The 26,840-nt window shown below is 61.7% G+C and carries 25 protein-coding genes and 1 tRNA gene; 12 read left to right on the top strand and 14 right to left on the bottom strand.

Features of this window, described 5'->3' with window-relative positions:
• Window positions 1-45: 45 nt before the first annotated feature.
• Both AEYBE204_RS23390 and AEYBE204_RS23385 read right to left on the bottom strand, forming a co-directional pair.
• Window positions 46-966: a sulfite exporter TauE/SafE family protein gene (locus AEYBE204_RS23390; protein WP_023460815.1), complete on the bottom strand. Its 921-nt coding sequence runs from the start codon at window positions 964-966 to the stop codon at window positions 46-48.
• A 73-nt stretch (window positions 967-1,039) separates the two neighbouring features.
• Window positions 1,040-4,282, bottom strand: a complete 3,243-nt coding sequence (locus AEYBE204_RS23385) for an SEL1-like repeat protein (protein WP_023460814.1) — start codon at window positions 4,280-4,282, stop codon at window positions 1,040-1,042.
• 222 nt (window positions 4,283-4,504) lie between these two features.
• Here AEYBE204_RS23385 and AEYBE204_RS23380 point away from each other — a divergent pair, with 222 nt between their 5' ends.
• Window positions 4,505-4,723, top strand: a complete 219-nt coding sequence (locus AEYBE204_RS23380) for a hypothetical protein (protein ID WP_035441548.1) — start codon at window positions 4,505-4,507, stop codon at window positions 4,721-4,723.
• A 203-nt stretch (window positions 4,724-4,926) separates the two neighbouring features.
• On the opposite strand, the gene argF is transcribed toward AEYBE204_RS23380, so the two are convergent.
• From argF to AEYBE204_RS23350, 8 genes are all read right to left on the bottom strand, one after another.
• A complete protein-coding gene (argF, locus tag AEYBE204_RS23375; protein WP_023460812.1) occupies window positions 4,927-5,850 on the bottom strand; it encodes an ornithine carbamoyltransferase in 924 nt (307 codons plus the stop codon).
• Entirely contained in the window at window positions 5,850-7,073 is a 1,224-nt protein-coding gene (locus AEYBE204_RS23370; protein ID WP_023460811.1) for an aspartate aminotransferase family protein, read from the bottom strand. Before AEYBE204_RS23370 ends, argF begins: the two co-directional genes overlap by 1 nt.
• 64 nt (window positions 7,074-7,137) lie before the next feature.
• Entirely contained in the window at window positions 7,138-7,479 is a 342-nt protein-coding gene (locus AEYBE204_RS40215; protein WP_155908206.1) for a hypothetical protein, read from the bottom strand.
• Window positions 7,480-7,610: 131 nt separating this feature from the next.
• Window positions 7,611-8,534: a TraB/GumN family protein gene (locus AEYBE204_RS23360; protein WP_023460809.1), complete on the bottom strand. Its 924-nt coding sequence runs from the start codon at window positions 8,532-8,534 to the stop codon at window positions 7,611-7,613.
• A 50-nt stretch (window positions 8,535-8,584) separates the two neighbouring features.
• Complete coding sequence (locus AEYBE204_RS23355; protein ID WP_023460808.1) at window positions 8,585-8,773, bottom strand: helix-turn-helix transcriptional regulator; 189 nt, start codon at window positions 8,771-8,773, stop codon at window positions 8,585-8,587.
• A 14-nt stretch (window positions 8,774-8,787) separates the two neighbouring features.
• Window positions 8,788-9,222, bottom strand: a complete 435-nt coding sequence (locus tag AEYBE204_RS39320; RefSeq protein WP_023460807.1) for a hypothetical protein — start codon at window positions 9,220-9,222, stop codon at window positions 8,788-8,790.
• An 11-nt stretch (window positions 9,223-9,233) separates the two neighbouring features.
• The gene (locus AEYBE204_RS0119800; RefSeq protein WP_155908204.1) at window positions 9,234-9,671 is read right to left on the bottom strand and encodes a hypothetical protein; all 438 of its coding nucleotides are present in this window, start codon (window positions 9,669-9,671) and stop codon (window positions 9,234-9,236) included.
• Window positions 9,672-9,679: 8 nt separating this feature from the next.
• Complete coding sequence (locus AEYBE204_RS23350; protein ID WP_155908202.1) at window positions 9,680-9,877, bottom strand: hypothetical protein; 198 nt, start codon at window positions 9,875-9,877, stop codon at window positions 9,680-9,682.
• 265 nt (window positions 9,878-10,142) lie between these two features.
• On the opposite strand from AEYBE204_RS23350, the gene AEYBE204_RS23345 reads away from it, so the two are divergent.
• The 3 genes from AEYBE204_RS23345 to AEYBE204_RS23335 are packed head-to-tail and all read left to right on the top strand — an operon-like array spanning window position 10,143 to window position 13,211.
• Complete coding sequence (locus AEYBE204_RS23345; RefSeq protein ID WP_023460804.1) at window positions 10,143-11,276, top strand: GNAT family N-acetyltransferase; 1,134 nt, start codon at window positions 10,143-10,145, stop codon at window positions 11,274-11,276.
• 1 nt (window position 11,277) lies between these two features.
• The gene (locus AEYBE204_RS23340; protein ID WP_023460803.1) at window positions 11,278-12,261 is read left to right on the top strand and encodes a glycosyltransferase family 2 protein; all 984 of its coding nucleotides are present in this window, start codon (window positions 11,278-11,280) and stop codon (window positions 12,259-12,261) included.
• Window positions 12,261-13,211, top strand: a complete 951-nt coding sequence (locus AEYBE204_RS23335) for a hypothetical protein (protein WP_023460802.1) — start codon at window positions 12,261-12,263, stop codon at window positions 13,209-13,211. The genes AEYBE204_RS23340 and AEYBE204_RS23335 overlap by 1 nt, the downstream gene beginning before the upstream one ends.
• Window positions 13,212-13,403: 192 nt before the next feature.
• Here AEYBE204_RS23335 and AEYBE204_RS23330 read toward each other — a convergent pair whose 3' ends face one another.
• Entirely contained in the window at window positions 13,404-13,619 is a 216-nt protein-coding gene (locus tag AEYBE204_RS23330; protein ID WP_023460801.1) for a YodC family protein, read from the bottom strand.
• A 121-nt stretch (window positions 13,620-13,740) separates the two neighbouring features.
• On the bottom strand, window positions 13,741-14,745 hold the full coding sequence (locus AEYBE204_RS23325; protein WP_023460800.1) for a 2'-deoxycytidine 5'-triphosphate deaminase: 1,005 nt from the start codon (window positions 14,743-14,745) through the stop codon (window positions 13,741-13,743).
• A gap of 102 nt (window positions 14,746-14,847) precedes the next feature.
• Between AEYBE204_RS23325 and apaG the strand changes: the two genes are divergently transcribed.
• Both apaG and AEYBE204_RS40210 read left to right on the top strand, forming a co-directional pair.
• On the top strand, window positions 14,848-15,249 hold the full coding sequence (apaG, locus tag AEYBE204_RS23320; RefSeq protein WP_023460799.1) for a Co2+/Mg2+ efflux protein ApaG: 402 nt from the start codon (window positions 14,848-14,850) through the stop codon (window positions 15,247-15,249).
• A complete protein-coding gene (locus tag AEYBE204_RS40210) occupies window positions 15,246-15,665 on the top strand; it encodes a hypothetical protein (protein ID WP_155908200.1) in 420 nt (139 codons plus the stop codon). The genes apaG and AEYBE204_RS40210 overlap by 4 nt, the downstream gene beginning before the upstream one ends.
• Window positions 15,666-15,669: 4 nt before the next feature.
• Here the strand turns inward: AEYBE204_RS40210 and AEYBE204_RS23315 are convergent, their stop codons facing one another.
• Both AEYBE204_RS23315 and AEYBE204_RS23310 read right to left on the bottom strand, forming a co-directional pair.
• Window positions 15,670-16,209, bottom strand: coding sequence for a hypothetical protein (locus tag AEYBE204_RS23315; RefSeq protein WP_023460798.1), 540 nt, complete (start codon window positions 16,207-16,209; stop codon window positions 15,670-15,672).
• A 65-nt stretch (window positions 16,210-16,274) separates the two neighbouring features.
• Window positions 16,275-16,796: a GcrA family cell cycle regulator gene (locus tag AEYBE204_RS23310; protein ID WP_023460797.1), complete on the bottom strand. Its 522-nt coding sequence runs from the start codon at window positions 16,794-16,796 to the stop codon at window positions 16,275-16,277.
• 289 nt (window positions 16,797-17,085) lie between these two features.
• On the opposite strand from AEYBE204_RS23310, the gene AEYBE204_RS23305 reads away from it, so the two are divergent.
• The 6 genes from AEYBE204_RS23305 (at window position 17,086) to AEYBE204_RS23285 (ending at window position 26,831) form a co-directional block, all read left to right on the top strand.
• Window positions 17,086-17,159 (top strand) — tRNA-Gly (locus AEYBE204_RS23305).
• Between the two features lie 227 nt (window positions 17,160-17,386).
• The gene (locus AEYBE204_RS0119795; protein ID WP_023460796.1) at window positions 17,387-18,781 is read left to right on the top strand and encodes an alkaline phosphatase; all 1,395 of its coding nucleotides are present in this window, start codon (window positions 17,387-17,389) and stop codon (window positions 18,779-18,781) included.
• 406 nt (window positions 18,782-19,187) lie between these two features.
• Window positions 19,188-20,117: a DUF11 domain-containing protein gene (locus AEYBE204_RS23300; RefSeq protein WP_155908198.1), complete on the top strand. Its 930-nt coding sequence runs from the start codon at window positions 19,188-19,190 to the stop codon at window positions 20,115-20,117.
• Between the two features lie 27 nt (window positions 20,118-20,144).
• A complete protein-coding gene (locus AEYBE204_RS23295) occupies window positions 20,145-20,603 on the top strand; it encodes a DUF11 domain-containing protein (RefSeq protein WP_023460794.1) in 459 nt (152 codons plus the stop codon).
• A gap of 69 nt (window positions 20,604-20,672) precedes the next feature.
• Window positions 20,673-21,776, top strand: coding sequence for a DUF11 domain-containing protein (locus AEYBE204_RS23290; protein WP_023460793.1), 1,104 nt, complete (start codon window positions 20,673-20,675; stop codon window positions 21,774-21,776).
• A gap of 69 nt (window positions 21,777-21,845) precedes the next feature.
• The gene (locus AEYBE204_RS23285) at window positions 21,846-26,831 is read left to right on the top strand and encodes a DUF11 domain-containing protein (RefSeq protein ID WP_023460792.1); all 4,986 of its coding nucleotides are present in this window, start codon (window positions 21,846-21,848) and stop codon (window positions 26,829-26,831) included.
• Window positions 26,832-26,840 lie beyond the last annotated feature (9 nt).

Below are 26,840 nucleotides of genomic sequence, written 5' to 3'. Positions count from 1 at the left end.
ACCGTGCTGGCACCATGGCGAATATATTCATGGGGCTATGGCCTTCTACCCGTTTGTGGGGGCGAGGATAAACGGGTCTTCCGGAGGCACGAACAGCGTCAACCCCATCTGCAAGCCCGCCATCAGGATGATCACCGCCAGAATGACGCGCAGTTGCTCGGCGCGAAACCGCGTCGCGGCGCGGATGCCCAGTTGCCCCCCGACCACCCCGCCGATGAGCAGGATAAAGGCCAGAACGCCATCGACCGTATGGTTGCGCACGGCCTGAAGGATCATGGTGACCAGGGTCGTGATGACGATCTGATAGAGGCTGGTGCCGACCACGACCGAGGCCTTCATGCGCAACAGGTAGATCATCGCCGGGACGATCAGGAAACCGCCGCCGACCCCCATCAGGGCCGCCAGAATACCCACCGTAAACCCGATGGCCAGCGGCGGAATGACCGAGATATACAGCCCCGAACGCGGAAAACGCATCTTGTACGGCAGGGAATAGAGCCAGACCGGGCGCTTGCTCTTGGGACGTTCCGGCGGCAGGCCCTGCTTGGTGCGCAACAGGGCGCGCAGGCTTTCATTGAGCATCAGCCCGCCGATGGCACCCAACAATAACAGATAGAGCAGCGCCACCATCAGGTCGGCCTGACCGAGCAAACGCAGGATGCGGAAGACTTCGACCCCGGCAATGGCCCCCACAATACCCCCGCCGGCCATCAGCGTGCCCATGCGCATATCGACATTGGCCTCGCGACCATAGCTCAAGACCGAGGAGGTCGAGGTGGCCAACACGTGCCCGGCCTGAGACGCCACGGCAATCGACGGCGGGATGCCGAGCGCGACGAGCACCGGGGCCATCAGAAAGCCGCCCCCGACCCCGAACAGGCCGGACAGGAACCCCACGACCACCCCCAGCCCGGCCATAAGCCAGACATTCACCGACATTTCGGCGATGGGGAGATAGAGTTCCACGCAAGCCTTTCAAAGTAAATGCGCCCGTATGCACGATGTCATACGGGCGCGTATCGAAGCAAGTGATAGCGCGTTATTTGTTTGCCACAGTTGGGGCCACCGTCGAGACCACGGTCTTGCCGATCGGCTTGAACGCCTTGGCCTGGGATTCCGCGCTGGCGATCTGCTCCGCCGTCATCTGAGGCCGCAGTTCCTTGAGTGTATTCGCCGATTCCGCATCACCGTTACCGGCGGCGATGGCCAGCCACTTATAGGCTTCGGTCAGGTTCATCGCCGTGCCGATTTCGTGCATATACATGATGCCGAGCCCGTACTGGCTTTCGACCTCGCCGCGTTCGGCCGCCTTGCGCAGCCAGAACAGAGCGCCCGGCAGATCCTGCGGTCCGCCTTCGCCGTTGTAGTACATGCGGCCGAGATTATACATGGCCTCCGGCACACCGCCCTGCGCCGCGCGCTCGACCCAGCGACGGGCCTGCGCCTTATCGGCGGCGATCAGGCCTTCGGTCCCCTTGTCGTAGAGCACGCTGAGGTCGAACTGCGCCTGAGGGTAGCCCATGTCGGCAACCGTGCGCAGCGCCTCGACGCCCTTCGGATCGTTGGCCTTGAGCGCGATCGACGCCGCGTCGTACATGGCCTTCATGCGGGTCAGGTCCTGCGCCGTCGGGGCGGTCGCCACCGCCGTGGCCAGGACCGGTGCCGCCGTGGCAGGCTTATCCGCCGCACCGTCGCGGACCAGCATGTAACCGCCGACGACGCCCGCGGTCAGGACCACGGCCACCGACGAAGCCTTGAAGGCGTTGAGCAGGGTCTTGCCCTTTTCCTTGGCCGGTTTCTCTTTGACGGGTTTGGCGTCCTTGGTCCGCGACATGCCGAGCTTGAGGCCGCCCAGCGGCTTCTTGTCAGAGGTGTTCCCCTCGACCGAGGCGCGCACGGCCGCTCGCGCCGCCGCGAGCGCATCGCGGGTCGACATCGATACGCCGCCATCCTCGAAGGCCGGACGCGAAGCCGGCTCGTCAAAGGGCGCATCGAAGACATCGTTTTTCGGCGCGTCGGCGCGCGCCGGCGACACCTTGCGCGAGGCATCGACGTCGGCAAACGGGTCGAGATCGTCCGCCATATCGGCGAACGGATCGTTCAAGGTTTCGTTACGCGGAGTCGGGCGCGGCGTCAGGGGCGCCTGCATGGCCAGTTCCGCTACGCCGCCGTCAAAGTCATCATCGTCGTCGAACGGATCGACATCCGGCTTGCGACCGGCATCGAAAGCGTCCGGCGTTTTACGCGGTTCCGGCGCGGGCGCATCCGCGAACGGATCGTCGCCGAAATCGAGCGCCGAACTCAGCAGACGACCCGTAAGGTCGATATCGTCGTCTTCCGATATCGGCGCCTTGGGCGCCGGTTTGGCGGCCACGGGTTCCGGTGCGGCGACCGGCGCGGGTTCTTCCGCGACCTCATCGAAGCCGTGTTCGAACGCGCCGAACGGCTTTTGTTGCAGTTCGGTGGTTGCTGCCGGGAACGGATTCGGCATGTCATCGACCACCGCCTTGCGCAGGGACGGGCGTGCCGCCTCCTGCAACAGGGTCTGGGTCTGGACCTGACCGATGCGCGAATCGATCTTGCTGCGCGCCTCGTCGAGCAGCTTTTGCGTGCGCTCCTCGCTCTGACGGATGCGGTCGGCGATGTCGGTATTGACGCGCTGATGGCGCGTATCGAGTTCCTCGCCGACGCCTTGCAGCACCTGCGCCGTGCGGCGCTCCGTCTCGGCGACCTTCTGCGTCAGGCGTTCGGAGATGCGGGCGATCTCACCGCTCAGACGCTCCAGCGCGCGGGCGTGGGACTGATCGGCGGTTTCAAAACGCCCGTCCAGAGTTTCACTCAGGCGGCGCACCTCGGCCGAGGTGCGTGAGGCCGCGTCTTCACTCGACTGCACCACACCCGTCATCCTGCGATTGAGGTTATCGGCGATTTTCAGCACGTCCTGACCCAGCGTCTCGATGGCCTGAGCCGAACGGGCCTCGGCCTCGCCCAGTCGTGTATTGAGCAGCGACACGGTTTGATCGAGGTTGGCGCGCGTCGAGGTTTCCAGCGCGCGCATGACTTCGTAGCGCGATTCCTCGACGCGACGCGTCAGGTCGGCGGTCAGGCGCGTCAGGGAATGGACGCTTTCCGGATCGGTGACGTCGCCGCGCTCTTCTGACCGCAGCAGGCGCGCGTCGAGCGAAGCGAAGGCCTGTTCCAGCGTGCGGATGGCCGTGGCGGTCTGAGCCTCGGCGGCTTCGAGGCGCTTGGACAGTTGCGAGACGACGCGATCGACCATCTGTTGCGCCGCTGCGTCGTGGTCCTTCATCTCCATCTGGGCCAGACGGTGCGACAGGTTGACCATGTCGCCGCGCACGTCCTTGATGGTGTCGCGCGAACGGGCGTCGTTTTCATACAACTGGTTGGCCAGCTTACCCAAAGCGCCTTCGACGGCCTGAACCGTGTCCTTGACCGGCGAGGCCTTCAGGTCGGCCTCAAGCCGCGCCACGCGTTCGCGTTCGTCGCGCAGGTGGCCCGACAGGCCCTCCAGACGCTCGGCCTGCGCATCGACGACGCGTTCGGCATTATAGAGGCGTTCGGCCAGAGCCGCCTGTTCGTCCTCGGCCTGCGCCAGACGCTCCGAGGCGGAACTGACCGTATCGAGGACGTGACGGGTCTGACCGTTGAGGCGCTCGCCCAGGCGTTCACCGAGTCGCTCTTCCAGACGCCCTTCGCTTTCGGCGAGGGTTTCGGCAATCGCGGATTCGGAGCGTTCCAGACGGTTGAGCAAGGCTTCGACGGCCTGCGAAACGCCGCGCACGGCGGAGGCCGAACGGGTTTCGGACGATTCGATACGGGTGCCGAGACTTTCCAGTACGCGCGTCACGCGGCCTAACTCAGCCGACTCACGCGCCGGACGGGGCTCATCGTAATAGGCATCGGCGGTGGGGCGGCGAGCGTCACGTTGCGCGGCCAGCGAAAACGGCGCCGGGCGCGACGGACGAGCGTCGTATCGGGGCGCGTCATAACGCGGCGCCGGGCGGGCGACTTGCGGCGCGTAATCGTCCTCTGCATAAAGATCGTCTTCGTCGTAAACAGGTTCGACCGGACGACGTTCACGGGGCGTACTTTTGGCCTTCTGACGCTCGCGGCGAATCACCGCCTCGACGTCCTCGCCTTGCAGAATGGTATGATTTAACCACTCGCCGAGGGTCATGCCCGACCGGCGCGCCAAGTCCTTGGCGACTTCACGCGCCTTCGAATCGATACCCTTAACGCTCCAGGGCGTGCCGCCGGTCATACGAATCCCCTATTCACCTTTCCGAAAGGCTAATACTCATTATCTGGGGTGTAAACCTTTTGTTAACCCCAATATCTGGGGTAACATCATTCTTCTGTGGAAAGAGCAACGTTCTTGAATCGCGTTTTGCGCGAAAAATCAAAAGGGTGCGGCCTTATCCACAAAAATGCGCGACGGGGCTTGCCGAAAACTTATCCCCTGCCCCATATGGCGAAAATGGATATGACTTTACCGCTTACGCTTATGTGCCTCTGTGGCTTCGTTGTGCTGACCGCCGTGTCCGGCTGGCTGGGCGCCCGCCCGCACGATTTCCGCTCGGAAAAGCCACGCCTGATGCCGTGGCGATTCATCATGCTGCTGTCGGCGACGGTGACGATCTTTCTGATCATCCATGCCCTGACCCTGCTGGGCCTGAAGAGCGATCCGCCGGCGCAGTATTGAGTGTCAATCTCCTCCCTACCGAAGGTGGGGAGGGGGACCGCACAACTGAGCGAAGCGAAGGCGATGCGGTGGAGGGGTATAACGCCAAACGTTTCAGCGTATTCAGACTTTCGGATTTACCCCTCCGGCCCTTCGGGCCACCTCCCCGCGAGCAGGGAGGAGGGAGTCAAAACCCCTGACGGGGACCGTCAGGGGTTAAAAGATCAGGCGCTAAAACACCATGCCAAGACGGCCTTCTGCGCATGAATGCGGTTTTCGGCCTCGTCCCAGACCACCGACTGCGGGCCGTCTATGACGCCGTCCGTCACCTCCTCCCCGCGGTGGGCGGGCAGACAGTGCAGGAACAGCGCGTCGGGCTTGGCCAAAGCCATCAGGGCCTCATTGACCTGATATGGCTCGAAGGCCTCAAGGCGTTCGTCGTGATCGAGGTCGCCCATCGACACCCAGGTATCAGCCATGACCACGTCAGCTCCGCGTACGGCGGCCTCCGGGTCCTGAGTCACCGTCACACGGGCGCGGTTCTCCGACGCGAAGACCATGTCGTCCTTCGACGGCTTATAACCCGCCGGACAGGCGATGTTCAGCGTAAAGTCGAAGCGCGCCGCCGCGTGGATGAACGAGGCGCAGACATTGTTGCCATCGCCGACCCAGGCCAGAGTCTTGCCCTTGATGTTACCGCGATGCTCTTCGATGGTCTGAAGGTCGGCAAGGATCTGGCACGGATGGCTCTTGTCGGTCAGACCGTTGATGATCGGGATCGTCGCCGTGCGCGCCAGACGCAGGACGTCGTCGTGACGGTTGGCGCGGATCATGATCGCGTCGACCATGCGCGACAGGACTTTCGCCGTGTCTTCGATGGTTTCACCGCGCCCGAGTTGCATGTCGGTCGCCGTCGAGATGATGGCGTCGCCGCCCAGTTGCCGGATCGCCGCGTCGAACGAGAAGCGCGTGCGCGTCGAGTTCTTTTCGAAGATCATGGCCAGCACGCGATCGCGCGCCGGGGCGTCGGCGTCCACGCGCCCCTTGGGCCAGCCCTTGCGGGCGGCCTTGCGGGCATGAGCGTCGTCGAGGATGCTGCGCAGGTCGGCGGCGCTCAGATCATTGATGTCGAGGAAATGCTTCACCATCAGACCGGCTCCTTGCTAAGCAGGGTTTCGCGCGCCGTCTGAAAGGTTTGCTCAAGCAGGCCCAAGGCCTCACGCGCTTCCTCGATGGTCAGGTTGAGCGGTGGCAGCAGACGGACGCAGTTGTCCGACCCGCCGGCGATCAGCAGGCCCTTCTCGCGCGCCAAGGCCATCACTTCGCGGTTGTTCGGCGTGAGCTTCATACCAACCAAAAGGCCCCGGCCGCGGATATCCTCGATTACATCGGGGAAAGCCGCTTTCAGGCCCTGCAATTGCTGACGCAGAAAGCCGGACACCTCATTGACATGATCGAGCGACTCTTGCGTCGACAGCTCGCCATAGGCGGTCAGGCCGACGGCCATGGCGAACGGGTTGCCACCGAAGGTCGAGCCGTGCGTGCCCGGCACCATGCCCGACGCCGCGTCGCGCGTGGCCAGACAGGCCCCGATGGGGAAGCCGCCCCCCAGCGCCTTGGCGGTCATCAGCACGTCGGGTTCGACGCCCGACCACTGATAGGCCCACAGCTTGCCCGTCCGGCCCATGCCGCACTGGATCTCATCCACCATCAGCAACAGGCCGTACTGATCGCACAGATCGCGCAGGCCACGCATACACGGTTCCGGCACGACCCGTGTCCCGCCCTCACCCTGAACCGGTTCGATCAGGATAGCGGCTGCGGTCGGGCGCGCGGCGGCCGCTTTCAGCGCTTCGTGGTCGCCGAACTCCAGATGCACGAACCCCGGAAGCTTAGGACCAAAGCCCCTGGTATAGGCCTCGTTGCCACCGGCATTCACCGCCGCATAGGACCGGCCATGAAAGGCACCGGTAAAGGTGATGACATCGATTCGCTCAGGGTTACCCTTGCTGTCGTGGTACTTGCGCGCCAGTTTCAGCGCGCACTCCACGGCCTCGGTGCCGGAATTGGTGAAAAAGACCTGATCGGCAAACGAATCCTCGCACAGACGCGCGGCCAAGGCCTCCTGATCCGGGATGCGGAAGATGTTCGACACGTGCCACAGCTTTTCGGCCTGCGCCTTGACGGTCTCGACCAGCTTGGGGTGGCAGTGGCCCAGCCCGTTGGTGGCGATACCCTGCACCATGTCGACAAACACCCGCCCGTCGCGGGCGTAAAGTCGCACGCCCTCGCCTCGCTCGACCTCGACCTGAGCGCGCGCATAGACGCTGAACAGGTGATCATCGGGAGCGGTAGGCGAGGGGGTGTTCATCGGGGTTAATCCCTTAAAAAGAAAGCATCCCCAAAGTCGGGCAACGACTGAGGGGACCAGATATCTAAGCTTTCCGAGCGCATTCCAAAAAGTGCCAAAATACTGTCCTGGCGGTTTTTGAATCAAATGCGCGACAGCAAAAAATCAGAGTGTTTTCGGGCAGCGAAAGCGCTCTGATGCTTAGGCGCGCCTTGTGTATAAAAACGCTTCTAATGTCAATAAGCGACAGGGTTCGATTTAAACGCGATCGACCCGCGTGACGGTAAAGCCGCGCTTGCGCAGCATCGTCACCGCCGAAACCACAGGCGCTGACCGCAACGCCGATGCCCAGACCGAGGGCGATATCGCGGCCCCAGTTGCGGGACTTCGGTTTCGCGCCCTGAGAAAAAGATACCTGATCGCGCATGAAGGGCCCTCATCGCTCAACCTGAAGGGTATGCGATCGGGGTTGCCAGTGCCGAACAATCACGGTTAACCGGCCACAAAAAACCCGCGCACGGGTATCCGTACGCGGGTTTTTCAATCATTCAAACCGGCTTATTGCGCCGCCTGATAGTCGTAGGCCTCGACCTTTACGCCGTCCTTTTTCAACATGTTCTGAACGCTGTCGGGACCGGCGAGATGCCCGGCGCCAACGACGATCAACTGCGTGCCGGATCCGGCGAGGATGTCCTTGATCGGCGCGATCCAGTTGCGGTTGCGATTGACCAGAACCGCTTCGTAGGTCTTCGGCGTCTTGGTCTTCATTTCGTCGACCAGCAGCGTTTCCAAAGTCTTGTCATCGCCGATCGACCACGCCGTCAGCAACTTGCCGAAGGTCTCGTTTACCGTGGCGTCCTCCTTGACCATATCGAGCAGCGCCGTCGATTCTTCACCGAACAAACCGGTCGCCAGAACCTTCATCTGGTCTTCCATCGTTTCCAGACCCTTGACCGGCAAATTCCTGGCGCGCGCCGCCGTCAGCAGGGTCTTGTCCACGCCCGCGTTCGGGTCGAAGCCCGCCTTTTGCATCTGGGCAACGGTCAGCATCACGCCGGCCAGCCACGGCTTGTACATAAGCATCTGATCGATATTCAGGCCGTACTTGGCGTAGGTCTCGCGGATCAGTTTCTGCTGTTCCGGCGTATAAGGCTTCAAAAGGCCGCCCGTCGGGTCGACACCGTATTTCTGCACCAGCGCTATCGCGGCCTGCTGATCGTCAAGATTGGCGACTTCGAGGTAAAGCGTATCGGCGCTGTTGAAGACCTTGTCGAGACCCGGCGTCTTCCATTGCGTGTCGGGCTTGAGCAGATGGAAGGAGCCGTAGAGATAGATGGTCGAGTCGGCGTCCTTGATGACCCACATTTTCGGCGCGGGTTTCGACGGCTCTTTAGCCTGGGCCGCGAAGCCCATCGGCAGAAACGCGGCGGCGGTCAGAAGGCCGGTAACGATGGTCCGGCGGGTGTTTTTCAGATTGAACATAGGTATTCCCCTCGATTGAGACTTAAATTGATACGGTATTTTTACACCGATCAAGGTGTGAATATCTCTTCGATCTTCAGGTCGAAGACCGAGGCGATCTTGAAGGCCAGCGGCAGGGAGGGATCGTACTTCTCCGTTTCTATGGCATTGACCGTCTGACGCGATACCTCCAATCGCGTGGCCAGATCGGCCTGAGAGAGATTGTATTCGGCGCGCAGCACCTTGAGGCGGTTTTTCATGAGTTCATCCTCACTCATCTGTGCCTCAGCCACCACACCGCCCACGCCACGATATAACCGGCGAACATGGGTAGAAGGGTGATCAGGATGCCGCTGGCCGGACCCGACAGTCCCGTCGAGGCGACGTAGGCGTCGGGCAGGACCTCGATGCCGAGCATCGACATGCCGAGAATGACCGCCGGGACGATCAGCCCGACCGATCCGCCCCAGTACCAGGCCCATTTGTGCGCTTCGCGCACCGCCTCATCGGATCGTTTCCACCAGACGACGGCGATGCCCAGACCGATGAATCCGCCGATAGTGCAGGCGATGAGCGGCACCCAGCTGAAGCGTGTCAGGGCTTCGGATTTTTCTATCCCGGTATAGCCGGCAAAGACGCCGAGCAGAAAGGCGGCCATGACGAAGGTGACCAGCGCCGTCACGACCATACGTGTCAGATTTTTAGCCATTTTACGGTTCCTTACCTATGCCGTATCCACCAGATGATCCAGGCGACGCTGTAGCCCAGAAGGGTCAGGCCCAGCACGGTGAGCATGCCCAGTTCGAAATAATGCCCGCCCATGCCGATGCTTTGCGCGAACCGTTCGATCGCCGCGTCGCCGCCGAAACGAACCGTCAGAAACAGCGGCAAAATCAGCAGGATGCCGCTCGATCCGCCCCAGTACCATGCCCATTTGTGGGCTTCGCGCTGCGCTTCGTCGATCGCCTGCCACCACAGGATGCTGATTCCCAGACCGCCGATGATCAGAAACAGCGTGAAGAACGGGATCACCCACGGCGCATTGCCGAACAGGTCGCCGCCGCTGCTTTTCTCGTAGCCAACAAAGCCGCCGAACAGCAGGGCCAGACAGACGAAGACCGTCATGCCTGTCCGGGCGTAACTATGCAGATGTTTCATTCTCATTCTCATTCCCCTTGCTCATTCCCCTTGCGCCGCATCAGAAACCGTGCGGCCGTACCCAGCACGATGGCACCGAACCCGCCCGCGATCAGGGCCAGCCACGGCTTGAAGCCGGCAAGCGCCGGATGCGCCGCCACGAACATCAACCCGGTGCTGAGACTGGCAAAGGTGAGCCAGAGCGCGAACACCAGTTCGTGGCGCATCTCCTTCCCCTTCATATCAACCTCCCTTAACATTAAGACAAGTAACCTTTACATCCATGCCCACATACATGTCAAGCATCCTTGTCAAAAAGACGCGATAATTTTACACGTAACCAAAAGAGACGCGGGCACGGCATACCGCTGCGTGAATTATTAACCCTGTCGCCCCACCGAAAATTTACCCTTTCGCCGTAATGTGTCCCTTACGAAATAACGGCGGGCTCCGATTCTGCCATCCATTCCGCCCCCCGCTTCCGGAACCACGATGATCACCTGCGACCTGATTGCCCCCGCCGATCTGACCGCCGCCGACCTCGGCGTCTGGCGCGAGATGACCGCGCAAACCTTTGCGTTCGGCTCGCCGATCCTGTCGCCGGAATTTACGCTTGCCGTCGCGAAGGTCCGCGACGACGTAAAGGTCGCCGTCTACCGCCGCGACGGCAAAACCATCGCTTTCCTGCCGCACCATCGCCGCCCGAACCGCTTCGCGCGCCCGGTCGGCGCGCCGTTCGCCGATTACACGACCCTGATCAGCTTTCCCGACACAGCATTCCCAGCCAAAGAAGCGCTGGCGCTGGCCGGTATCCGCGCCTTTCAGGTCGCCGGCCTGATCGACCCTTACGGCGCCTTCGATGGCTTCGACGGCGCGCCGGAAGACGCCTACGGCATCGATCTGACGCTGGATGAAGCCGCGATCATCAACAATGTCGAAAAGAAACATCTGAAGAATATCAACCGCCTGCGCCGCAAGCTGGAGGCCGATCACGGCCCGGTGCGCTTCGTCGTCGGCGACCGCGACCGCGCCAATTTCGAAGCCATGCTGGCCGTCAAGCGCGCCCAGACGGCGCAGACCGGCATCCACGATTTCCTGGCTGCCGACTGGGTACAGACCCTCGTTCACAACCTGTTTGATACCCCCGCCGATGAAGGCGTCGAAGGGATGCTGGTTACCCTGATGGCGGGCGACACGCCGATCCTGTGGCACTTCGGCCCACGCCTGAACGAGCGCGCCCATCCGTGGGTCTCGGCCTTCGATGCCGCCTACAGCCCCTATTCGCCGGGGCAGATATTCCTGCACGAATGCCATAAGCCTTTGCGCGAAGCGGGGGTGCGTTACTACGACCTGTCGACCGGTCAGCAGCATTATAAAAACGCCTTCTGCAACACCCACACCGTCGTCCGGCACGGGCGGCTCTACGCCGATTCCGGCGACGGACGCGCCAGTGCCGCCGTGGCGAACCTCGCGGCCAAGGGTACAAAAGCCTTGGGCGTCGCCTCGCTGACCGATCGCCTGACCCGTCGCCTCGACCATATGGCCAGCCTTGAGCTCGATCTGAAAAGTCGCCTCGACGGCACGTTTTACGCCTTCAAGAGTGCCGGAAAGCGGTTACGGGGATAGTATGTCGGTCAGCCTGATCATCCCGACCTTCCGCCGACCGCAAGGCCTTAAAACGGCGCTGGCCTCGGTGTTCGCACAAACGGGCGTCACCGTGCCGGTGCAGGTCATCGTTTGCGACAACTCGCCCGAAGGCTCGGCGCGCGATCAGGTCGCCGCTCTGACGCCGCCGGATAGCCAGACGCTGGTCTATCTGCACGAACCGAGTCCCGGCGTCGCCAATGCCCGCAACACGGCGCTGAGCGCGGCGACCGGCGACTTCATCCTGTTCCTCGACGACGACGAAGAAGCCCCCGCCGACTGGGCGTCCAGGATGATCGCCACGCAAAAGGCCTACGACGCCGATGTGGTGTTCGGCCCCGTCACCGCGCGGTTGTTGTTAGAACGCGCATCTGATTCCGAAAACCGGTTCCCACTTTTCGGGATGCGCTCGGGCGACGCAGATAAATTCCGCCCCTATTTCGAAGCCTTCTTCTCGCGCTTCGGCCCGGCGGAAAGCGGCCCTATCCCCGACTATTACGGCTGCGGCAATTCGCTGCTGCGCCGCGCGGCCCTGCCCGACGGCGAGGTGTTCGACACCAACCGCAACAATTGCGGCGGTGAGGACGACAAGCTGTTTTACGGCATGAAGGCGGCAGGCAAAAAGATGGTCTGGGCCGCCGACGCCTTCGTCTGGGAAGACGTCCCCGAAAGCCGCGCAACGCTGAACTACACCCTGCCGCGCGCCTTTGCCTACGGTCAGGGGCCCTCGACCTCGGCCATGACGGGCGAGATCAAGAAGCCCTTCACCTGCGCCTACTGGATGCTCAACGGCCTCGTTCAGGCCACCGTCTTCGGCGGCGCAGGCGTCGCGCTCTACGCGACCGGCTCGAAGGCCGCCGCGCGTATCCTTGACAAGGCTGCCCGGGGCGCGGGCAAACTCATCTGGTTCCATAAGCTCGGCTTTTACGGCACCGCTTTGCTGAAACCCAATCCGGCAGGTAGATAATGACCGACCTCCTTCACTGGACCGACGTGCAAAAGGCCGCGTTTTCCAAAGAAAACCTGCAATTTACGCACGACGTTGACAAGAGCCCGCTATTCACCGACGAAGCCCTGATCGCCCTGATCGACCGCTATCCGCGCGACAAGCTGGAGGTGTTCACCATGGGCTACGACCCGACCAACTGGGGTCAGTGGTATCTGGGACGACGCGGCGACCACGACGGGCGGTCCCTGATGGAAGGCGTTCGCGCCGGCCGTTTGTGGCTCAACCTGCGCAAGGTCAACCATTCGGACGCTGAGATCGGCGCGCTGTGCGACGCAATGTTCGCCGAGATCAAGGCGAAGTCGGGCGTCACGACGCTGAAACAGGATCTGGGGCTACTGATCTCATCGCCGCGCGCGCATGTCTTCTATCACCTCGATATCCCGCTGGTCACCCTGTGGCAGATTCGCGGCGTCAAGCACGTCTATGTCTATCCGCCGCAAGCACCGTTTGTCTCGGATCACGACCTCGAAGGTGTCGCCTTGCGCGAATCGGACGAGCAACTGCGCTTCTCGCCGGAATGGGACGCGCAGGCGACCAAGGTCGAGTTCCATCCGGGCCAGATGCTGACCTGGGTGCAAAACGCCCCGCACCGCATCGTCAATCAGGACTCGGTCAATGTGTCGCTGTCGATCGAGTTCATGACGCCGAAAGCCATCTGGCGCGCCAATGTCATCTATGCGAACGGCTGTCTGCGCCGTTGGTTCGGCTTGAATCCATCGCTGTCGAAATCCCCGAAGTTCCTTGAGCCGTTCAAGGTCGTCTTCGCGCGGATCGTCAAGATGCGCGGCGGCTTCAACGGCAACAAGTCGCCGCTCAAACCGCGCTTCACGCTGGACGCGTCAAAGGCCGAGGTTCTGCATTTCGATGACGGTGTCGAGGTCCCGACGGCGGAAAAAAAAGCGGCCTAAACAAAATCATACCTCCCTGGCTATGCCGGGAAGGGGGACCGCACGAGCTTGCCGTAGGCAAGTGAGATGTGGTGGTGGTGGGGTATCTTGCTTTCTCGCGGCAGTGTTCGCTGAATCTCGGCAAAACACCCCACCACCATTTGCTCCGCAAATGGTCCCCCTCCCCGCGCAAGCGCAGGGAGGTATAAGAGATTATAAACTTGGCGTTGCCACCGGCACGGGCTCTTCCGCGGCCGTTTGCGCGGGCGCTGCGCCTTGCAGCAGGTCGCCCTTGAACTTGTCGGAATGACGGTCGCCGTGCTCATCGAACCAGTCGCAATAGACGTAGTCGTCCAGATCGACATTGTTAACCGTCATCGACGGGCCGCCGGATTTCAGTTGCACCGTATCGCCGATCATAAAGCCCATAGTCGCCTCCTCTGGTCTGCGTGTGGCAGTCCATCAGACGTTACTTCTGCGCAAAAAAGCGATGGGGAACAGGAAGAACCTTATCAAAACCCCCTCTCCCCGCACGCGGGGAGAAGAGAAGTCACCAAGTCTTAAAATGCTTCGACAACTTCAGCCCTTGCTTCAGATAGTGCGACCCGCTCTGACCATATAACCGCTCCGGCTTTTCCGTCAGCGGCTCGTAAACCAGACGCGCGACGATCTGCCCATCTTCGAGCAGGAACGGCGTTTCGTGGCAGCGCACCTCCAGCACACCCTTAGAGCCCGTGCCGCCCGCCTCTTCCGTGCCGAAGCCGGGATCGAAGAACCCGGCATAGTGGACGCGGAACTCGCCGACACTGGGGTCGATCGGCAGCATCTCGGCGGCTTCATCGACCGGGATGATGACGTCGGTCTTCGAGGCCAGAATATAGAACTCGCCCGGATCGAGCAGCAACTGCCCCTTGTTCTGGTACAGCGGTTCCCAGAAGTCGCGCGGATCGTGCCCGTCGACGTTGTCGAGGTCGATCACCCCCGCATGGCGGCGTGCGCGATAGCCGACCAGATCGCCGGTCAGATCGACGCCGCAATCCGCCGTATTGAGCTTCGGCACCTCGCCGGTCTTCAGGCGCAACTGGTTCAGCCGTGTCCCCGTCCGCGCCAGCACCGAAAAGGTCTGCGGCGCGATCTCGACATAGATCGGGCCCTTGTAGCCTTCGCGCACATCGTCGAACAGATCGCCATGATCCGACAGCAGGCGCACGAAGACATCGACACGGCCGGTCGAGCTTTTCGGATTGGCGCGCGCTGAAATCCCTGCGGGCAGGCTGAGAAACTCCTGCAATTCGGCGATATAGACGCAGCCCGACTCGAACACCGCGCCGCGCGTCAGGTCCATCTCGTGCATCACCACGTCCGGCAGGCGATCGACAACCTTCTTGCCGCGCGGCAGGTAGGACGCCCGCACCCGCCAGGCTCGCGCCCCCAGACGCAGATCGATCGAAGCCGGCTGGATCTGATCGTCGTCGAGCTTCGAAGCGCTCATGATCGCGCCCTGATCGACGAGGTCACGGATGGATTGCAGGGGCAGGATACCGGGGGTCGTCATCGGAACGGACGAGGCCTTATGTAATTCTTGGGACACGCATTTAAGACAGGATTCTCAGTATATCAAAGGCTTTATCAATGCTTCGAAGCGGTTTAGGGTGCAATGATGCTTTATTCGGCCACCACCCACGACGTTACGGTCAGCGTTCGCGTCCAGTTCGTCCCCCGCAGCGACGATGCCATCGCTCAGAACAAGTGGCTGTGGACCTATCATATCACGCTCAAAAACGACGGCGAGACGGCGGTGAGGCTGAAAACCCGCCACTGGACGATTACCGATGCGCTGGGCCGCATCCAGACCGTCGAAGGCGTCGGCGTGGTCGGCGAGACCCCGCTGATCGCACCCGGTGAAAGCTATGCCTATTCGTCGGGTTGCCCGCTCGATACGTCGTCCGGCGCGATGGGCGGCCATTATATGTTTGTCACCGAGGACGGCCACTGGCTCAAGGTGACGATCCCGGACTTCTCGCTCGACATGCCGGAAACACGGCGGGTGTTGAATTGACCAAACCTTATCCCACAGACTTCGATATCGTCTGGTGCGCCAAGGATAAGAAGGATGCTGTCGCAGTCTTTTTAACCGCTGGCCAAGGTCCTTTTCCGGAAGAAATAGCTGATACGGACTGGGTAGCCTTGGAATCCAACCTGTTAAGCCTACCCATCACGACGGAAGCACGCCTTATCGTCACGGTTCCCAGACCTGAAGGTTACGCCGAATTCGCCATCAGAGGGCTATATGTGTATGATTGGCGGGATGCTCATCGGTCTCATGCAGAAGAATCGTCTTTGTATGAATGCGTAGCTGTTCCCACAATCCCGATTGGTAGCAGCGCTGTTCGTGAAAAACTACCCTACCTTGAAAACGTGAGTTTTGAGGATAGCCTCAATTTGCCGCCCGATATATTCGGCCCCAGCAAATAAAGCTTTAGCTGGCCTTTGTGGTTCCCGGCGCGATGCTCAGACCGAAGCCGCCGTCGTCGAAATGTGGGCGAATGGCGCGCAGGGCCGCATAGATGCGTTCGCGTGTCTTGGAATTGCCGTACCGCGCGCGGCTCATCGGCACGACGACGTTGTAATAGATGTTCAGCCCCTGAAAATTGCACAGCATCCGCGCCAGCTTGCGGTCGATCAGCTTGTTCTGGCGCATCTCGGCGATGTCGTTGAAATAGCGGCTGACGATACGGCGCGAGCGCTCGATCTCGAAGCCTTTTTGCGTGTGCGACAGGAACTCCGACAGGTACAGCTCGACGAAATTGTCTGGGTTCTGCGTATAGTGCTGCATCAGGCGATAGAGCGCGTCGTGCATGTCGGAACTGTTATAACGCCGCGTGAACTCGACATAGAACTCGGCCTTTTCGGTCTTGGCCTGATTATGCTGGCTCAACAGCCAGAAAATCACACCTGTCAGGGCCGTCATGACGGTCGCGACCGCCGACACTAGCGTCCACAGCAACATATCGTCCATGAAAAATCCCCTCCCCACCTATGGCGACCATAGACGGAAAGGGGATTTTAAACAATCGAATTGACTTACAGGTAGCGGCGCAGCGAACGCGACAGGTCCGTACCGGTGTCTTTTTTCTTCTTCTGCTGCGGCTGATAGGCGACGCGCGAGTGCTCTACGCAGTAGGGAATGCCGTCAGAGGCGCGGCGGCCGCAGAAGGTGAATTCGTCCGACGACGGATCGCCGATCGGCCACTTGCACATCTTGGCACCCAGCGTCAGGACGGTCGCCGTGCCGGGGCCTTCAATGCTGGAGATAGCCGGAACCTGCGCGACCGGACGGGTGGCGACGGGCTCTACGGCGACGCGGCGGGCGACCGGTTGCGGCGCAGGTGTCGCCTGAGCGGCGGGACGCGGGGGTTTCGCCGGCTTGTACAGCGGGCGCGCCGGTTGCGAAGGAGCCGCACGGCCCGACAGGCCGAGACGGTGCACCTTGCCGATCACGGCATTACGGGTGACGCCGCCGAGGGTCTTGGCGATCTGGCTGGCGGAATGACCTTCCTGCCAGAGCTTTTTCAGGGTTTCAACGCGTTCGTCAGTCCAGCTCATAACTTAAAGCCTCCGTCCCCTCAGGCGACCTGCCGGCCGCCAAACCATAACCACTAGATATTGATTCGCTCGGCCTGATGAAATCGTTCCGGCACCTACTAATCGTAAACAAAAGGTTAAAAAACGCAATATCTGGTGTTTCGCCTGATAGGATATGTCCACAGCAAACTATATCTGGTGGTTTCTGTGGATAAACTACGCGTCAGACTCGCCCATCCACAGATTTCGCGCAGGGGGCATTTTTCGCTTGAAACGGCGTCGCGTTACGATAATGACGTCAGCACGGTACGCGGGTGTAGCTCAATGGTAGAGCAGCAGCTTCCCAAGCTGAATACGAGGGTTCGATTCCCTTCACCCGCTCCAAAACTCCTACGAAAACGAACCCTCAATTCTAGACTTTGTTGGCTGACGCCAACCGGGTTCGATTCCCTTCACCCGCTCCAAAACTTCCAGACAAAAACGAATGCTCCAGTCTTGTGTGTTCGCTCAACAAGGCTGCCCTGCGCGTTGTTTCACAAAACCGACATCAAGCTTACGTAAACGCCGATACACGATAGGATCACTATCAGCCTGTCTGTCCGGAGCCGCCCATGACCCTGTTTCGTCGTCAGTTGCTGACTTCCGCCTTCGCCATGCTGGCGGGCGTGACGGCCTTGCCGCGCAAGGTGTTCGCTGCCGTGAGCCAGAAAAGCACCTATCGCCTGATGCAGGGGCCGATGCTGGGGGCCATCGGACCCGACAGTGTGCGCATCCACATGCGCTGTTCGGCGCGGGCGACCGTCGCCGTCGAATACGCGACCAATCCCGATTTCACCGGTGCAAAGGTGAGCGCCGGCGTCGCGACCGGTCCCGACAACGACTATATCGCCCTGATCGACGTGACCGGCCTGACGCCCGCCACGCGTTATTTCTATCGTGTGCAGATCGACGGGCAGCCGGACGGTTACCAGAAGCGTCTGGCGCCGTTCCATTTTACCACTGCGCCTATCGTCGGCAAGCGCCAGCCCTTCACCGTCGCCTTCGGGTCGTGCACCCGCATTCAGGCCGCCGAGGTTCAGCCGATCTGGGACGCCGTCGCCGCGCAGGACCCGGACCTGTTCCTGTGGCTGGGCGACAATGTCTATCACGACACGCTGGAACCGCAGATCATGGACGAGATGTGGCGCTGGCAGCGTTCGGTACCGAATCTGGAGCCGATCCTGCGCAGCGTGCCGCAACTGGCTATCTGGGACGACCACGACTATGGACTGAACGACCACGACCGCACCAATCCGGTCAAGGATATCGCGCTCAACAGCTTCAGGAAATACTGGGCCAACCCTAGTTACGGCCTGCCGGATGCGCCGGGGGTGTTTTTCACCTTTACGTACGGCGACGTTGCCTTTTTCATGCTCGACAGCCGCTATTATCGCGACCCCAACGCAGCGCCCGATGCACCGCAAAAGACGCTTCTGGGTGCAAAACAACTTCAATGGTTGAAAGACGGGCTGAAAAAAAGCCGCGCCAGTTTCAAGGTCCTGGCCTGCGGGTCGGGCTGGTCGAACGCCAAGGGGCCCGGCGGCGATTCCTGGTCGGCGTTTCTGCACGAGCGCGATGCCCTGTTCGACTTCATCCGCGACGAAAAGATCGAGGGCGTGGTGCTTCTGTCCGGTGACACCCATATCGGCGAATTGAACGCCATCCCACGCGCGGACAAGGGCGGGTACGATCTCTACGACCTCGTCTCATCGCCGCTGGCGCAGGACCCGGAACTGGCCAACGCTGCGCGCAAGCCGGAACAGCGCGTCCGTCCGGCCTATGTTTCGGACGTCAATTTCGGGGTGCTGCGCTTCGACTTCGATCCGGAGCCGCGCCTGACATTTGTGCTGCGCAACAGCCGCGGCCAATCGGCCTGGCCGCCCTTGACGCTCGCCGCTTCAGAGTTGCGTAATGGGGTCAGCAGCTGGGCTGCAAAGGCTAAATTGCCGACGGCAAACCCGTCTTAATGGTCAAGGATTATACGCCGCATTTCGCCTTTGCGGCGACTTAAAGGCGAAAAAACGGCAACAAAAGTGGTCAAATACGACTTTTTTGCGATCTTTTTTCAACCTGACGTTAAGGTAAGAAATTCGATAGATTCTCGTTAAAGTTCATGATTTTGCCATTAGTGCAATTTGAAAATTACAACCTTTGCGAACCAAAACCTGGACTCGAACCAGCAATAGTTACAACTCGTAGGGGACTCTTTTAACCAATACCCTCTACCCTGAGGCGGTATAGTAGTGTTGCGTAAGAGGCTTGCAGGTGCGTTTTTCCTGTTCTCACATGGGTATCGGGCGAAGAATCGCCGCCGCCGATCGCGCTCGTTTTGTGCGCCGTTCGGGCCGTTTCTTCGCTTATGCAGCAAGTGCTTTGACCCTTGCCGCGTCGGGTCAGGCTCTGGCCGCCGACGCCATCACCAACACCGCTTATCTCCAGACCACCCTCGGTGGTGAGCCGGTTCGTCTGGCGTCCAATACCCAAACCCTGCGGTTAACCCAGTTGCTTGACGTTCGGTTGCAGAACCTGAACGAGGACGAGCTTGTCGCCGAGGCGAAGCAGGACGACTTTACCGCGATCTTTTTCCTGACCAACAGCGGCACGCATCTCGACACATTTTCCCTCTCGGCGCAGTTGAACAACCCCAAGGTGACCTTGCGCGGTCTATGGATCGACCGCAACAATGACGGCGCCTTCGATCCCGACATCGATACCCCGGTGACGGATGGCATCCCGTTGCAAGCGGGTGAAACCGTCTCGATCCTGGCCGTCAGCCAGATCGGCGACATGGCCGACGACGAACGCGCGACGCTGAGCCTTACCGCCAACTCGCGCACCGGTACCGGCCCGGCAGGCACGGTGTTTTCCGGCGCGGGCGTCAATGGCCTGGACGCCATGACCGGCAAGACCGGAGGCACCGCCACCGCCGAAGCGCGTATCGTCGTCGTTAACAACGATCGCGAAGACGACGGCAGCGGCAATGGCGGCGTCACGCTGAGCAAGTCGTTCGCCGTCACCACCCTGTCCGGCCCGCAGCCGACGCGCGGCGACATCATCACCTACACCCTGATCGCGACCTTCCCTACCAATGCCAGGGCCAGCGGCGCGCGGATCATCGACGCCATCCCCGCAGGCACGACCTACATCCCCGGCAGCCTGACGCTTGACGGCGCGGTGCTGACGGATGCGACCGACAGCGATGCTGGTGCCTACGACACCAGCGCTCAGAGCCTCGGCATCGCGCTCGGCGATCCGGCGGGTGCGGCGACGCGCACCGTCACCTTCAAGGTCACCATTCAATAACGGCCAAAGCCACAAAGGAGCTTTAGAATGAAATTCCCCCGCCTTCTCTGCACTTTCGGCCTCGTCGCCGCCGCGCTCCCTGCGTTCGCGGCCGAGCCGGTCACCCTGAATCTGAACGTGGTCAAGGAACAGCGCATCGCGGCCAAGGACGGCACGACGACGATCAAGACCATCCCCGTGAAGTCCGCCGTTCCCGGCGACACGCTGATCTATACCCTCAGCTACCGCAACACCGGCAAGACGCCGGTGGCCGATATGGTGCTCGATTATCCGCTGCCGAAGGGTGTCGCCTATCGCGCGACCCTCGGCAACACCTCCGTTCCGGACGTCTCGGTCGATGGCAAGACCTTCGCGCGTCTCGAAACCCTGCACATCGGCGGCCGTTTGGCGACGGCTGCCGACGTCACTCATCTGCGCTGGACGCTCAAAACCCCGGTAGCCCCGGGCGCGTCCGGTCAGGTCTCTTTCAAGGCGGTGTTAAACTAGACACCACCTTACCCCATTCACCAGCAGGTGAATTTGTAACCGATCTCGTCAGCACAGAAAGGGCAAGACATGATCAAGCGTACCCTCCCCGCACTCCTGCTGGGAACCACCGCCAGCCTGGCCGTCATGGCCGGGGGCGCGAATGCCGCCACCGCTACGGTCGCCGGCACGGAAATCACCAACGTGGCCAAGGTGAAATATTCGGTCGGCGGCACGCCGCAGCCCGAAGTGACCTCCAACACCGCCAGCTTCGTCGTCGACAAGAAGGTCAACCTCACGGTCACCGAAGTCGGCAACTCGGCCACCAACGTCTTCTTCGGCGCCACGGCTCAGGTCACGACCTTCAAGGTCACCAACCTGACCAACGCGACGCAGGACTTCCGTCTGGTCGCCGGTCAGCAGGGCACCCTGTCCCTGACGGCCTTCGGCGGCATCGACAATTTCGACATGACCAATGTGCATGTCTATGTCGATTCCAACGACGACGGCATCTATCAGGCCGGTACCGATACGGCGACCTTCATCGATGAACTGGCCGCCGACGGCTCCAAGACGGTCTTTATCGTCGCCGATGTCCCGGCCACCGGTCCTATCGGCGCCATCGCCGGCGTCAGCCTGACGGCGGTTACCGCCAATGGCGGCGGTGCAGGTGCTCTGGGCATCGACGTGGTCGGCACCAGCGGTGCAGGCACCGACGCGGGCGTCGACATCGTCTTTGCCGACGACGCCGGTATCCTCGACGGCCTGCGCGACGGCAAGTCCTCGGCCTACGACCAATATACGGTCGGTACCGCGGCTATCAACTTCGTCAAGAAGGCTACCATCATCTCCGATCCGGTCAACGGCATTCTGTCTCCCAAGGCCGTGCCGGGCGCGATCGTCGAATACTGCCTGATGGTAACCAATGGCGGCCCGGGCTCGGTCACCGACATCTCGATCACCGACAATATCCCCGCGGGCACGACCTATGTGCCGGGCTCGATCTGGTCCGGTGGCACGACCCTTCTGGGCGCCTGCGTCATCGACGGCACGCCGGAAGACGACGACGCCACGGGCCTCGATGAAACCGACATCAACGGCGGTAACTTCGATGGCACCAAGGTGACGGCGACCATGCCGGTCATCCTGCCGCTGACGACGGTTTCGGCGCGCTTCCGCGTCGTCATCAACTAAAAAACTACCCCTGCTTTTCTTTGGTGAAGGCGGCCATCGCACGGGCTTTTTCGTGCGGGCCGGACAGTCATGGCCTTATCGCGTAAAATTGCGTCCCTGATCATTGCTTTGGCGAGCATAACCATAACGGCCCCCGCCGCTGTGGAGGCGAATTCTATCGAAAATACGGCTCAACTGACCTTCACCAGAGGCGGCGGACCCCGCGCTGTTTCGTCCAACAGCACGGTTCTGACGACCAAGGACGAACTTTACTATGCCAAGCTGCGCTTCCATCGCATGCCGCGCAATTTCAACTACAGCGAACTGACCTGCGTGGATATGGCGTCCCGTCTGGTGCATGCCGCCCCTATCTCTCCGGATGTTTTGGCGACCATGCCGGAAGACGACAGCCATACGGACCAGACCACCGGCATGGTGCTGGACTATCCGCACGGCAACCAAAACCCCAATGTCCGTGAGACCCAGATCATCGATGCAGGCCTCTCGAACGGTCAAAAAGCGAAATTCATCCTCACCGAAACCGACGTGAATACCGGCATTTTCGCCGGTGGCGTTTCGACGACGGCCTCGACCTCGAATGCCAAGGCCTGTATTCCGCCGTTCCCGAAAAACCTCAAGGTCTATATCCGCTTCAATGCCGAAGGCCTGGCCACTCCGACCGAAGACGAGATCCTGATCGATCCGTTCGGTCAGGTTTTCGATTCCAAAACCGGCGCCCTGATCAATGGCGCGACGGTCACCCTGATCGACGAGGCGACCGGCCAACCGGCGAAGGTGTTTGCCGACGACGGCGTGACGGTCTATCCCTCGACCGTCGTCAGCGGTCGCCCGGTGACCGATGCTGGCGGCCTAACCTACACCTTCGGTGACGGCGAATACCGCTTCCCGATGACCTATGCCGGGACCTATCGCCTGAAAGTCACCGCGCCGGAAGGCTATGTGGCACCCTCGCTGGTCGCGCCCGCCGATATTCCAACGACCGACCACGACATCTACACCATTCTGGATGCATCTTATGGGAAATCCTTCGTCCTCAGCTCGCCTGAGCCGCTCGAAGTCGATATCCCCATCGATCCGCTGCCGCACGATGGTAACCTGCAAATGCAGAAGACGACGTCCGTGCGCGAAGCCTCGGCGGGCGATATCATCCCCTATCAACTGAGCGTCAGTAACCCCGACACCTGGATGATGCGCAAGGTCAAGATCACCGACACCCTGCCCGCCGGTCAGCGCTACCGCAAGGGCTCGACCCGCGGCGCAGCGGAACCTACGGTATCCGGTGATGGCCGTACGCTTGTCTTCAATATCGGCGACATCGCCCCCGGCAGTGCCACCGCGATCCGCTACGTCACCGACGTCCTGCCCAATGCCCGCACCGGCGAAGCGATCAACCGCGCCACGGCCTGGGTTGACGGCAATTCAGTGAAAAGCCTTGAGGCCAGCGCCTCGGTCCGCATCCGTCCGTTCCTCAACAGCGACGCTCTGACCATTGTCGGTCGCGTCACCGAAGGCGATTGCGTCCTGCCGCCCGAAAAGCGCAAGGGCGTGGCCAATGTCCGTATTCTGCTTGAGGACGGCACCTCGGTCGTGACCGATCGCGACGGCTTGTACCACATCGAAGGCGCCCGCAAAGGTCGCCACGTCGTGCAGATCGACACCAACGCCCTGCCGAAAAACCTGATCCCCAGCGCCTGCGCCAACGATACGCGCTGGGCCGGGTCGGACATTTCCCGCTTTATCGAAGGACAAGGCGGTTCCCTTATCCGCGTTGACTTCCGGGTTCGTCGAAATGGCACCGATATCGTAGAGACAGACCCGTCTGTTTCGCTGAAAATCGCCGATGATGCCATCGCTTCGGGCGGTCGCACCAACTGGTTCATCGGTCAGGCCTCCGGCATCGACTGGCTGTTCCCGGAAATCAATCACAATCCTCGCGCCCCGGCTCTGCGCGTCGCCATCAAGCACGCCCCGACCCAGCGCGTCGCCCTGACCGTCAATGGTGTCACCCCCGACGCCCTGGCCTTCGACGGCGCCGACCGCGACGGTGACATCGCCGTCAGCGTGTGGACCGGCCTGCCGCTGAAGGAAGGCGACAACGCCCTCGAAGCCCGCGTCCTGAACGCCGACGGCTCGGTGGCCAAGGTCCTGACCCGCATGGTCCACTATTCCAACACCCCGGTGAAGGCCGCTCTCGCCCCGGAACACTCCCGCCTGATCGCCGACGGCGTGCAAACGCCGCTGATCGCAGTCCGCCTGACCGATCGCGACGGCAAGCCCGTCCGCGCCGGGACGATGGCCACCTTCATGGTCGATCAGCCCTATGTCGCCGCTCAGACCGCCTCTGCCGAACAGAACCGCCAGTTGTCGGGCCTTGACGGCAACCTGCCCACCGCCCGTGTCGTCGGCGACGACGGTATCGCCTTCGTCGCCCTGCAACCCACCATGCAGGCCGGAACCGTCCACCTCGTCTTCCGCTTCACGCAGGACGGCATCGAACAAAAGTCCGAACTGCGCCCCTGGCTGAAGGCCGGTCAGCAGAAGTGGGTCGTCGTCGGCTTCGGCGCCGGCACCCTCGGCTTCGATACGCTCTCCGACAAGGCCGAGGCCTTCAAAGCGGGCGAAGACGACACCATCACCGACGGTCAACTGGCCTTCTACGCCAAGGGCCGCGTCAAGGGTGAATGGCTGATGACCCTGGCCTACGACTCCGACCGCAAGTTCGACGCGCGCACCGGCCTGCTCTCGGTCATCGATCCGAACAAATATTACACCGTCTATGGCGACGGCACGCAGCAGGCCTACGATGCCGCTACGCAACGCAAGCTGTACCTCCGTCTGGAGCGCCGCGAATACTACGCCCTGTTCGGCGACTTCGAGACCGGCCTGACCGACACGCAACTGGCCCGCTTCTCGCGCACCCTGAACGGCGTCAAGACCGAGTATCACGGCGAGAAAATCGGCGTGAAGGCCTTCGCCGCCCACTCGGATCAGCGCTATGCCCGTGACGAAATCCGCGGCAACGGCCTGAGCGGCCCCTACCGCCTGAGCGCCTCGGACATCATCGCCAATTCCGACAAGATCACGCTGGAAACCCGCGACCGCTACCGTTCGGAAAAGATCGTCGACAGCCGCCTGCTGACGCGCCACATCGACTACGACATCGACCCGCTGTCGGGCACCCTGACCTTCCGTGAGCCGGTCATGGCCTGGGACGCCGACCGCAACCCTATCTTCATCGTTGCCGATTACGAAATCGACGGCAATGGCGACCAGCGCCTCGTCGCCGGGGCCCGCGCCACCGCGCAAGTGACCGATAAGGTCGTCGTCGGGGCCAGCCTGCTGAAGGACGAATCCGACAACGACGCCAGCGTCGCCGGGCTCGACCTGAAGGCGCAGATCTTCGAGAACACCGAACTGCGCGTCGAAGCCGCCAAGGGGGGTGACGCCGACAACCGCGACGCCGGGGCCTATCTGGTCGAGGTCGAGCACCATTCCCAGCGTGCAGACGTGCTGGCCTATGCCCGTCGTCAGGACCACGGCTTCGGTCTGGGTCAGCAGAACCTCGGTGAAAGCGGCACCTTCAAGCATGGCATCGACGGACAGGTCCGCCTGAACGATAAGTGGCGCCTGACCGGCGGCCTGTGGCAGCAAACGATCATCGATACCCCGCAAACCCGCACCTCCGGCAATGCCCGCCTCGAATACCGCCGCGCCAACGGCACCGTATTCGCTGGGCTGGAAGCCACCTCGGACCGCGGTTTCGACGACACCCAGCCGGAAGCGACGAACCTCAGCCGTCTGCTGACCCTCGGCGGCAGCCAGTCCTTCCTCAAGGACAGACTGCAACTGTCGGCTCAGGTCCAGTTCGCGCTCGGCGGTGACAAGGCCTCTTCGGACTTCCCGATGCGCCATCAGATTTCCGCCGCCTATAAGATCCGCGACGGCATCCGCCTGCTGGCCAGCCACGAAATCGCCGAGGGCGATGCCTTCAAGGCCCACAATACGCAGCTCGGCTTCGAGGTCGCGCCGTGGGCCGGGGCCAAGATCTCGACCACCGTCAATCAGCAGGCCATCGGTGAAAACGGTGCGCGCACCTTCGCCAGCCTCGGCCTGAACCAGTCGGTGCCGCTGAGCAAGAACTGGACCGTCGACGCCACCTTCGACGCCAGTCAGACGGTTTCCGGTCAGACACCGACCGGCCTCAACCCCTTCCGTCCGGTGACCACCAATACCGACGGCGACAGCGGTAATGGCGACTATATGGCTGCCACGGTCGGGGCGACCTACCGCGCCAGCGACTGGTCGTGGACCGGCCGTCTGGAGCGCCGCACCTCGGATACTTCCGATCGCTGGGGGGTGACCTCCAACGTCCTGCGCAGCCTCGGTGAAGGCAAGACCGTCGCCTCCGGCCTGCGCGCCTACGAAGTGGTTCGCCATGACGGCCAGACGACGCGCTTTGCCGCCGCCGACGTCGCCATCGCCTACCGCCCGCTCGACAGCCGCTGGTCGGTGCTGGAGCGTCTTGAACTGCGCCATGAAAATGCCGACGCCGGGGTGAGCCGCGCCAACGTGCTCGCCGTCAACTCAGGCAGCTTCGCGCAGCAGACCACCCGCATCGTCAACAATCTGGCGGTCAATTTCACCCAATTCGCCCGCATGGACGACAACGACGACCGCGCCAACGGTTACGAAGTGTCCGCCTATTACGGTGCGAAATATGTCGAAGGCCGCTTCGCCGACGACAGCTATGACGGGTTCGTCGACCTTCTCGGCGTCGAATTCCGCCACGACCTGGGCCAACGCTTCGACGTCGGGTTCAACCTCGCCGTCCAGCACGCCTGGACCACCGGAGCCGTGAACTACACCTACGGCCCTTCGCTCGGCTTCTCGCCGGCGAAGAATGTGTGGCTGACCGCAGGCTATAATATTGCGGGCTTCCACGACCGTGACTTCGACGACTCGCGCTATACGCGTCAGGGCGCCTATGTCACGGCCCGCTTCAAGTTCGACCAGACGACGTTCGCCAACGCCGCCCAACGACTGGGGAAACACTAAGATGAAACG

This window comes from Asticcacaulis sp. YBE204 (assembly GCF_000495855.1).
Taxonomy (GTDB): Bacteria; Pseudomonadota; Alphaproteobacteria; order Caulobacterales; family Caulobacteraceae; genus Asticcacaulis.
The sequence above is the reverse complement of the archived record's forward strand: the minus strand, read 5'-3'. Positions and strand labels throughout refer to the sequence as shown.

Coding starts and splice junctions, on each gene's coding strand:
- AEYBE204_RS23385 (WP_023460814.1), bottom strand. CDS start 4,282: ATGACCGGCGGCACGCCCTGGAGCGTTAAGGGTATCGATTCGAAGGCG.
- AEYBE204_RS23380 (WP_035441548.1), top strand. CDS start 4,505: ATGACTTTACCGCTTACGCTTATGTGCCTCTGTGGCTTCGTTGTGCTG.
- argF (WP_023460812.1), bottom strand. CDS start 5,850: ATGGTGAAGCATTTCCTCGACATCAATGATCTGAGCGCCGCCGACCTG.
- AEYBE204_RS23370 (WP_023460811.1), bottom strand. CDS start 7,073: ATGAACACCCCCTCGCCTACCGCTCCCGATGATCACCTGTTCAGCGTC.
- AEYBE204_RS40215 (WP_155908206.1), bottom strand. CDS start 7,479: ATGCGCGATCAGGTATCTTTTTCTCAGGGCGCGAAACCGAAGTCCCGC.
- AEYBE204_RS23360 (WP_023460809.1), bottom strand. CDS start 8,534: ATGTTCAATCTGAAAAACACCCGCCGGACCATCGTTACCGGCCTTCTG.
- AEYBE204_RS23355 (WP_023460808.1), bottom strand. CDS start 8,773: ATGAAAAACCGCCTCAAGGTGCTGCGCGCCGAATACAATCTCTCTCAG.
- AEYBE204_RS39320 (WP_023460807.1), bottom strand. CDS start 9,222: ATGGCTAAAAATCTGACACGTATGGTCGTGACGGCGCTGGTCACCTTC.
- AEYBE204_RS0119800 (WP_155908204.1), bottom strand. CDS start 9,671: ATGAAACATCTGCATAGTTACGCCCGGACAGGCATGACGGTCTTCGTC.
- AEYBE204_RS23350 (WP_155908202.1), bottom strand. CDS start 9,877: ATGCGCCACGAACTGGTGTTCGCGCTCTGGCTCACCTTTGCCAGTCTC.
- AEYBE204_RS23345 (WP_023460804.1), top strand. CDS start 10,143: ATGATCACCTGCGACCTGATTGCCCCCGCCGATCTGACCGCCGCCGAC.
- AEYBE204_RS23340 (WP_023460803.1), top strand. CDS start 11,278: ATGTCGGTCAGCCTGATCATCCCGACCTTCCGCCGACCGCAAGGCCTT.
- AEYBE204_RS23335 (WP_023460802.1), top strand. CDS start 12,261: ATGACCGACCTCCTTCACTGGACCGACGTGCAAAAGGCCGCGTTTTCC.
- AEYBE204_RS23330 (WP_023460801.1), bottom strand. CDS start 13,619: ATGGGCTTTATGATCGGCGATACGGTGCAACTGAAATCCGGCGGCCCG.
- AEYBE204_RS23325 (WP_023460800.1), bottom strand. CDS start 14,745: ATGACGACCCCCGGTATCCTGCCCCTGCAATCCATCCGTGACCTCGTC.
- apaG (WP_023460799.1), top strand. CDS start 14,848: ATGATGCTTTATTCGGCCACCACCCACGACGTTACGGTCAGCGTTCGC.
- AEYBE204_RS23315 (WP_023460798.1), bottom strand. CDS start 16,209: ATGGACGATATGTTGCTGTGGACGCTAGTGTCGGCGGTCGCGACCGTC.
- AEYBE204_RS23310 (WP_023460797.1), bottom strand. CDS start 16,796: ATGAGCTGGACTGACGAACGCGTTGAAACCCTGAAAAAGCTCTGGCAG.
- AEYBE204_RS0119795 (WP_023460796.1), top strand. CDS start 17,387: ATGACCCTGTTTCGTCGTCAGTTGCTGACTTCCGCCTTCGCCATGCTG.
- AEYBE204_RS23295 (WP_023460794.1), top strand. CDS start 20,145: ATGAAATTCCCCCGCCTTCTCTGCACTTTCGGCCTCGTCGCCGCCGCG.
- AEYBE204_RS23290 (WP_023460793.1), top strand. CDS start 20,673: ATGATCAAGCGTACCCTCCCCGCACTCCTGCTGGGAACCACCGCCAGC.
- AEYBE204_RS23285 (WP_023460792.1), top strand. CDS start 21,846: ATGGCCTTATCGCGTAAAATTGCGTCCCTGATCATTGCTTTGGCGAGC.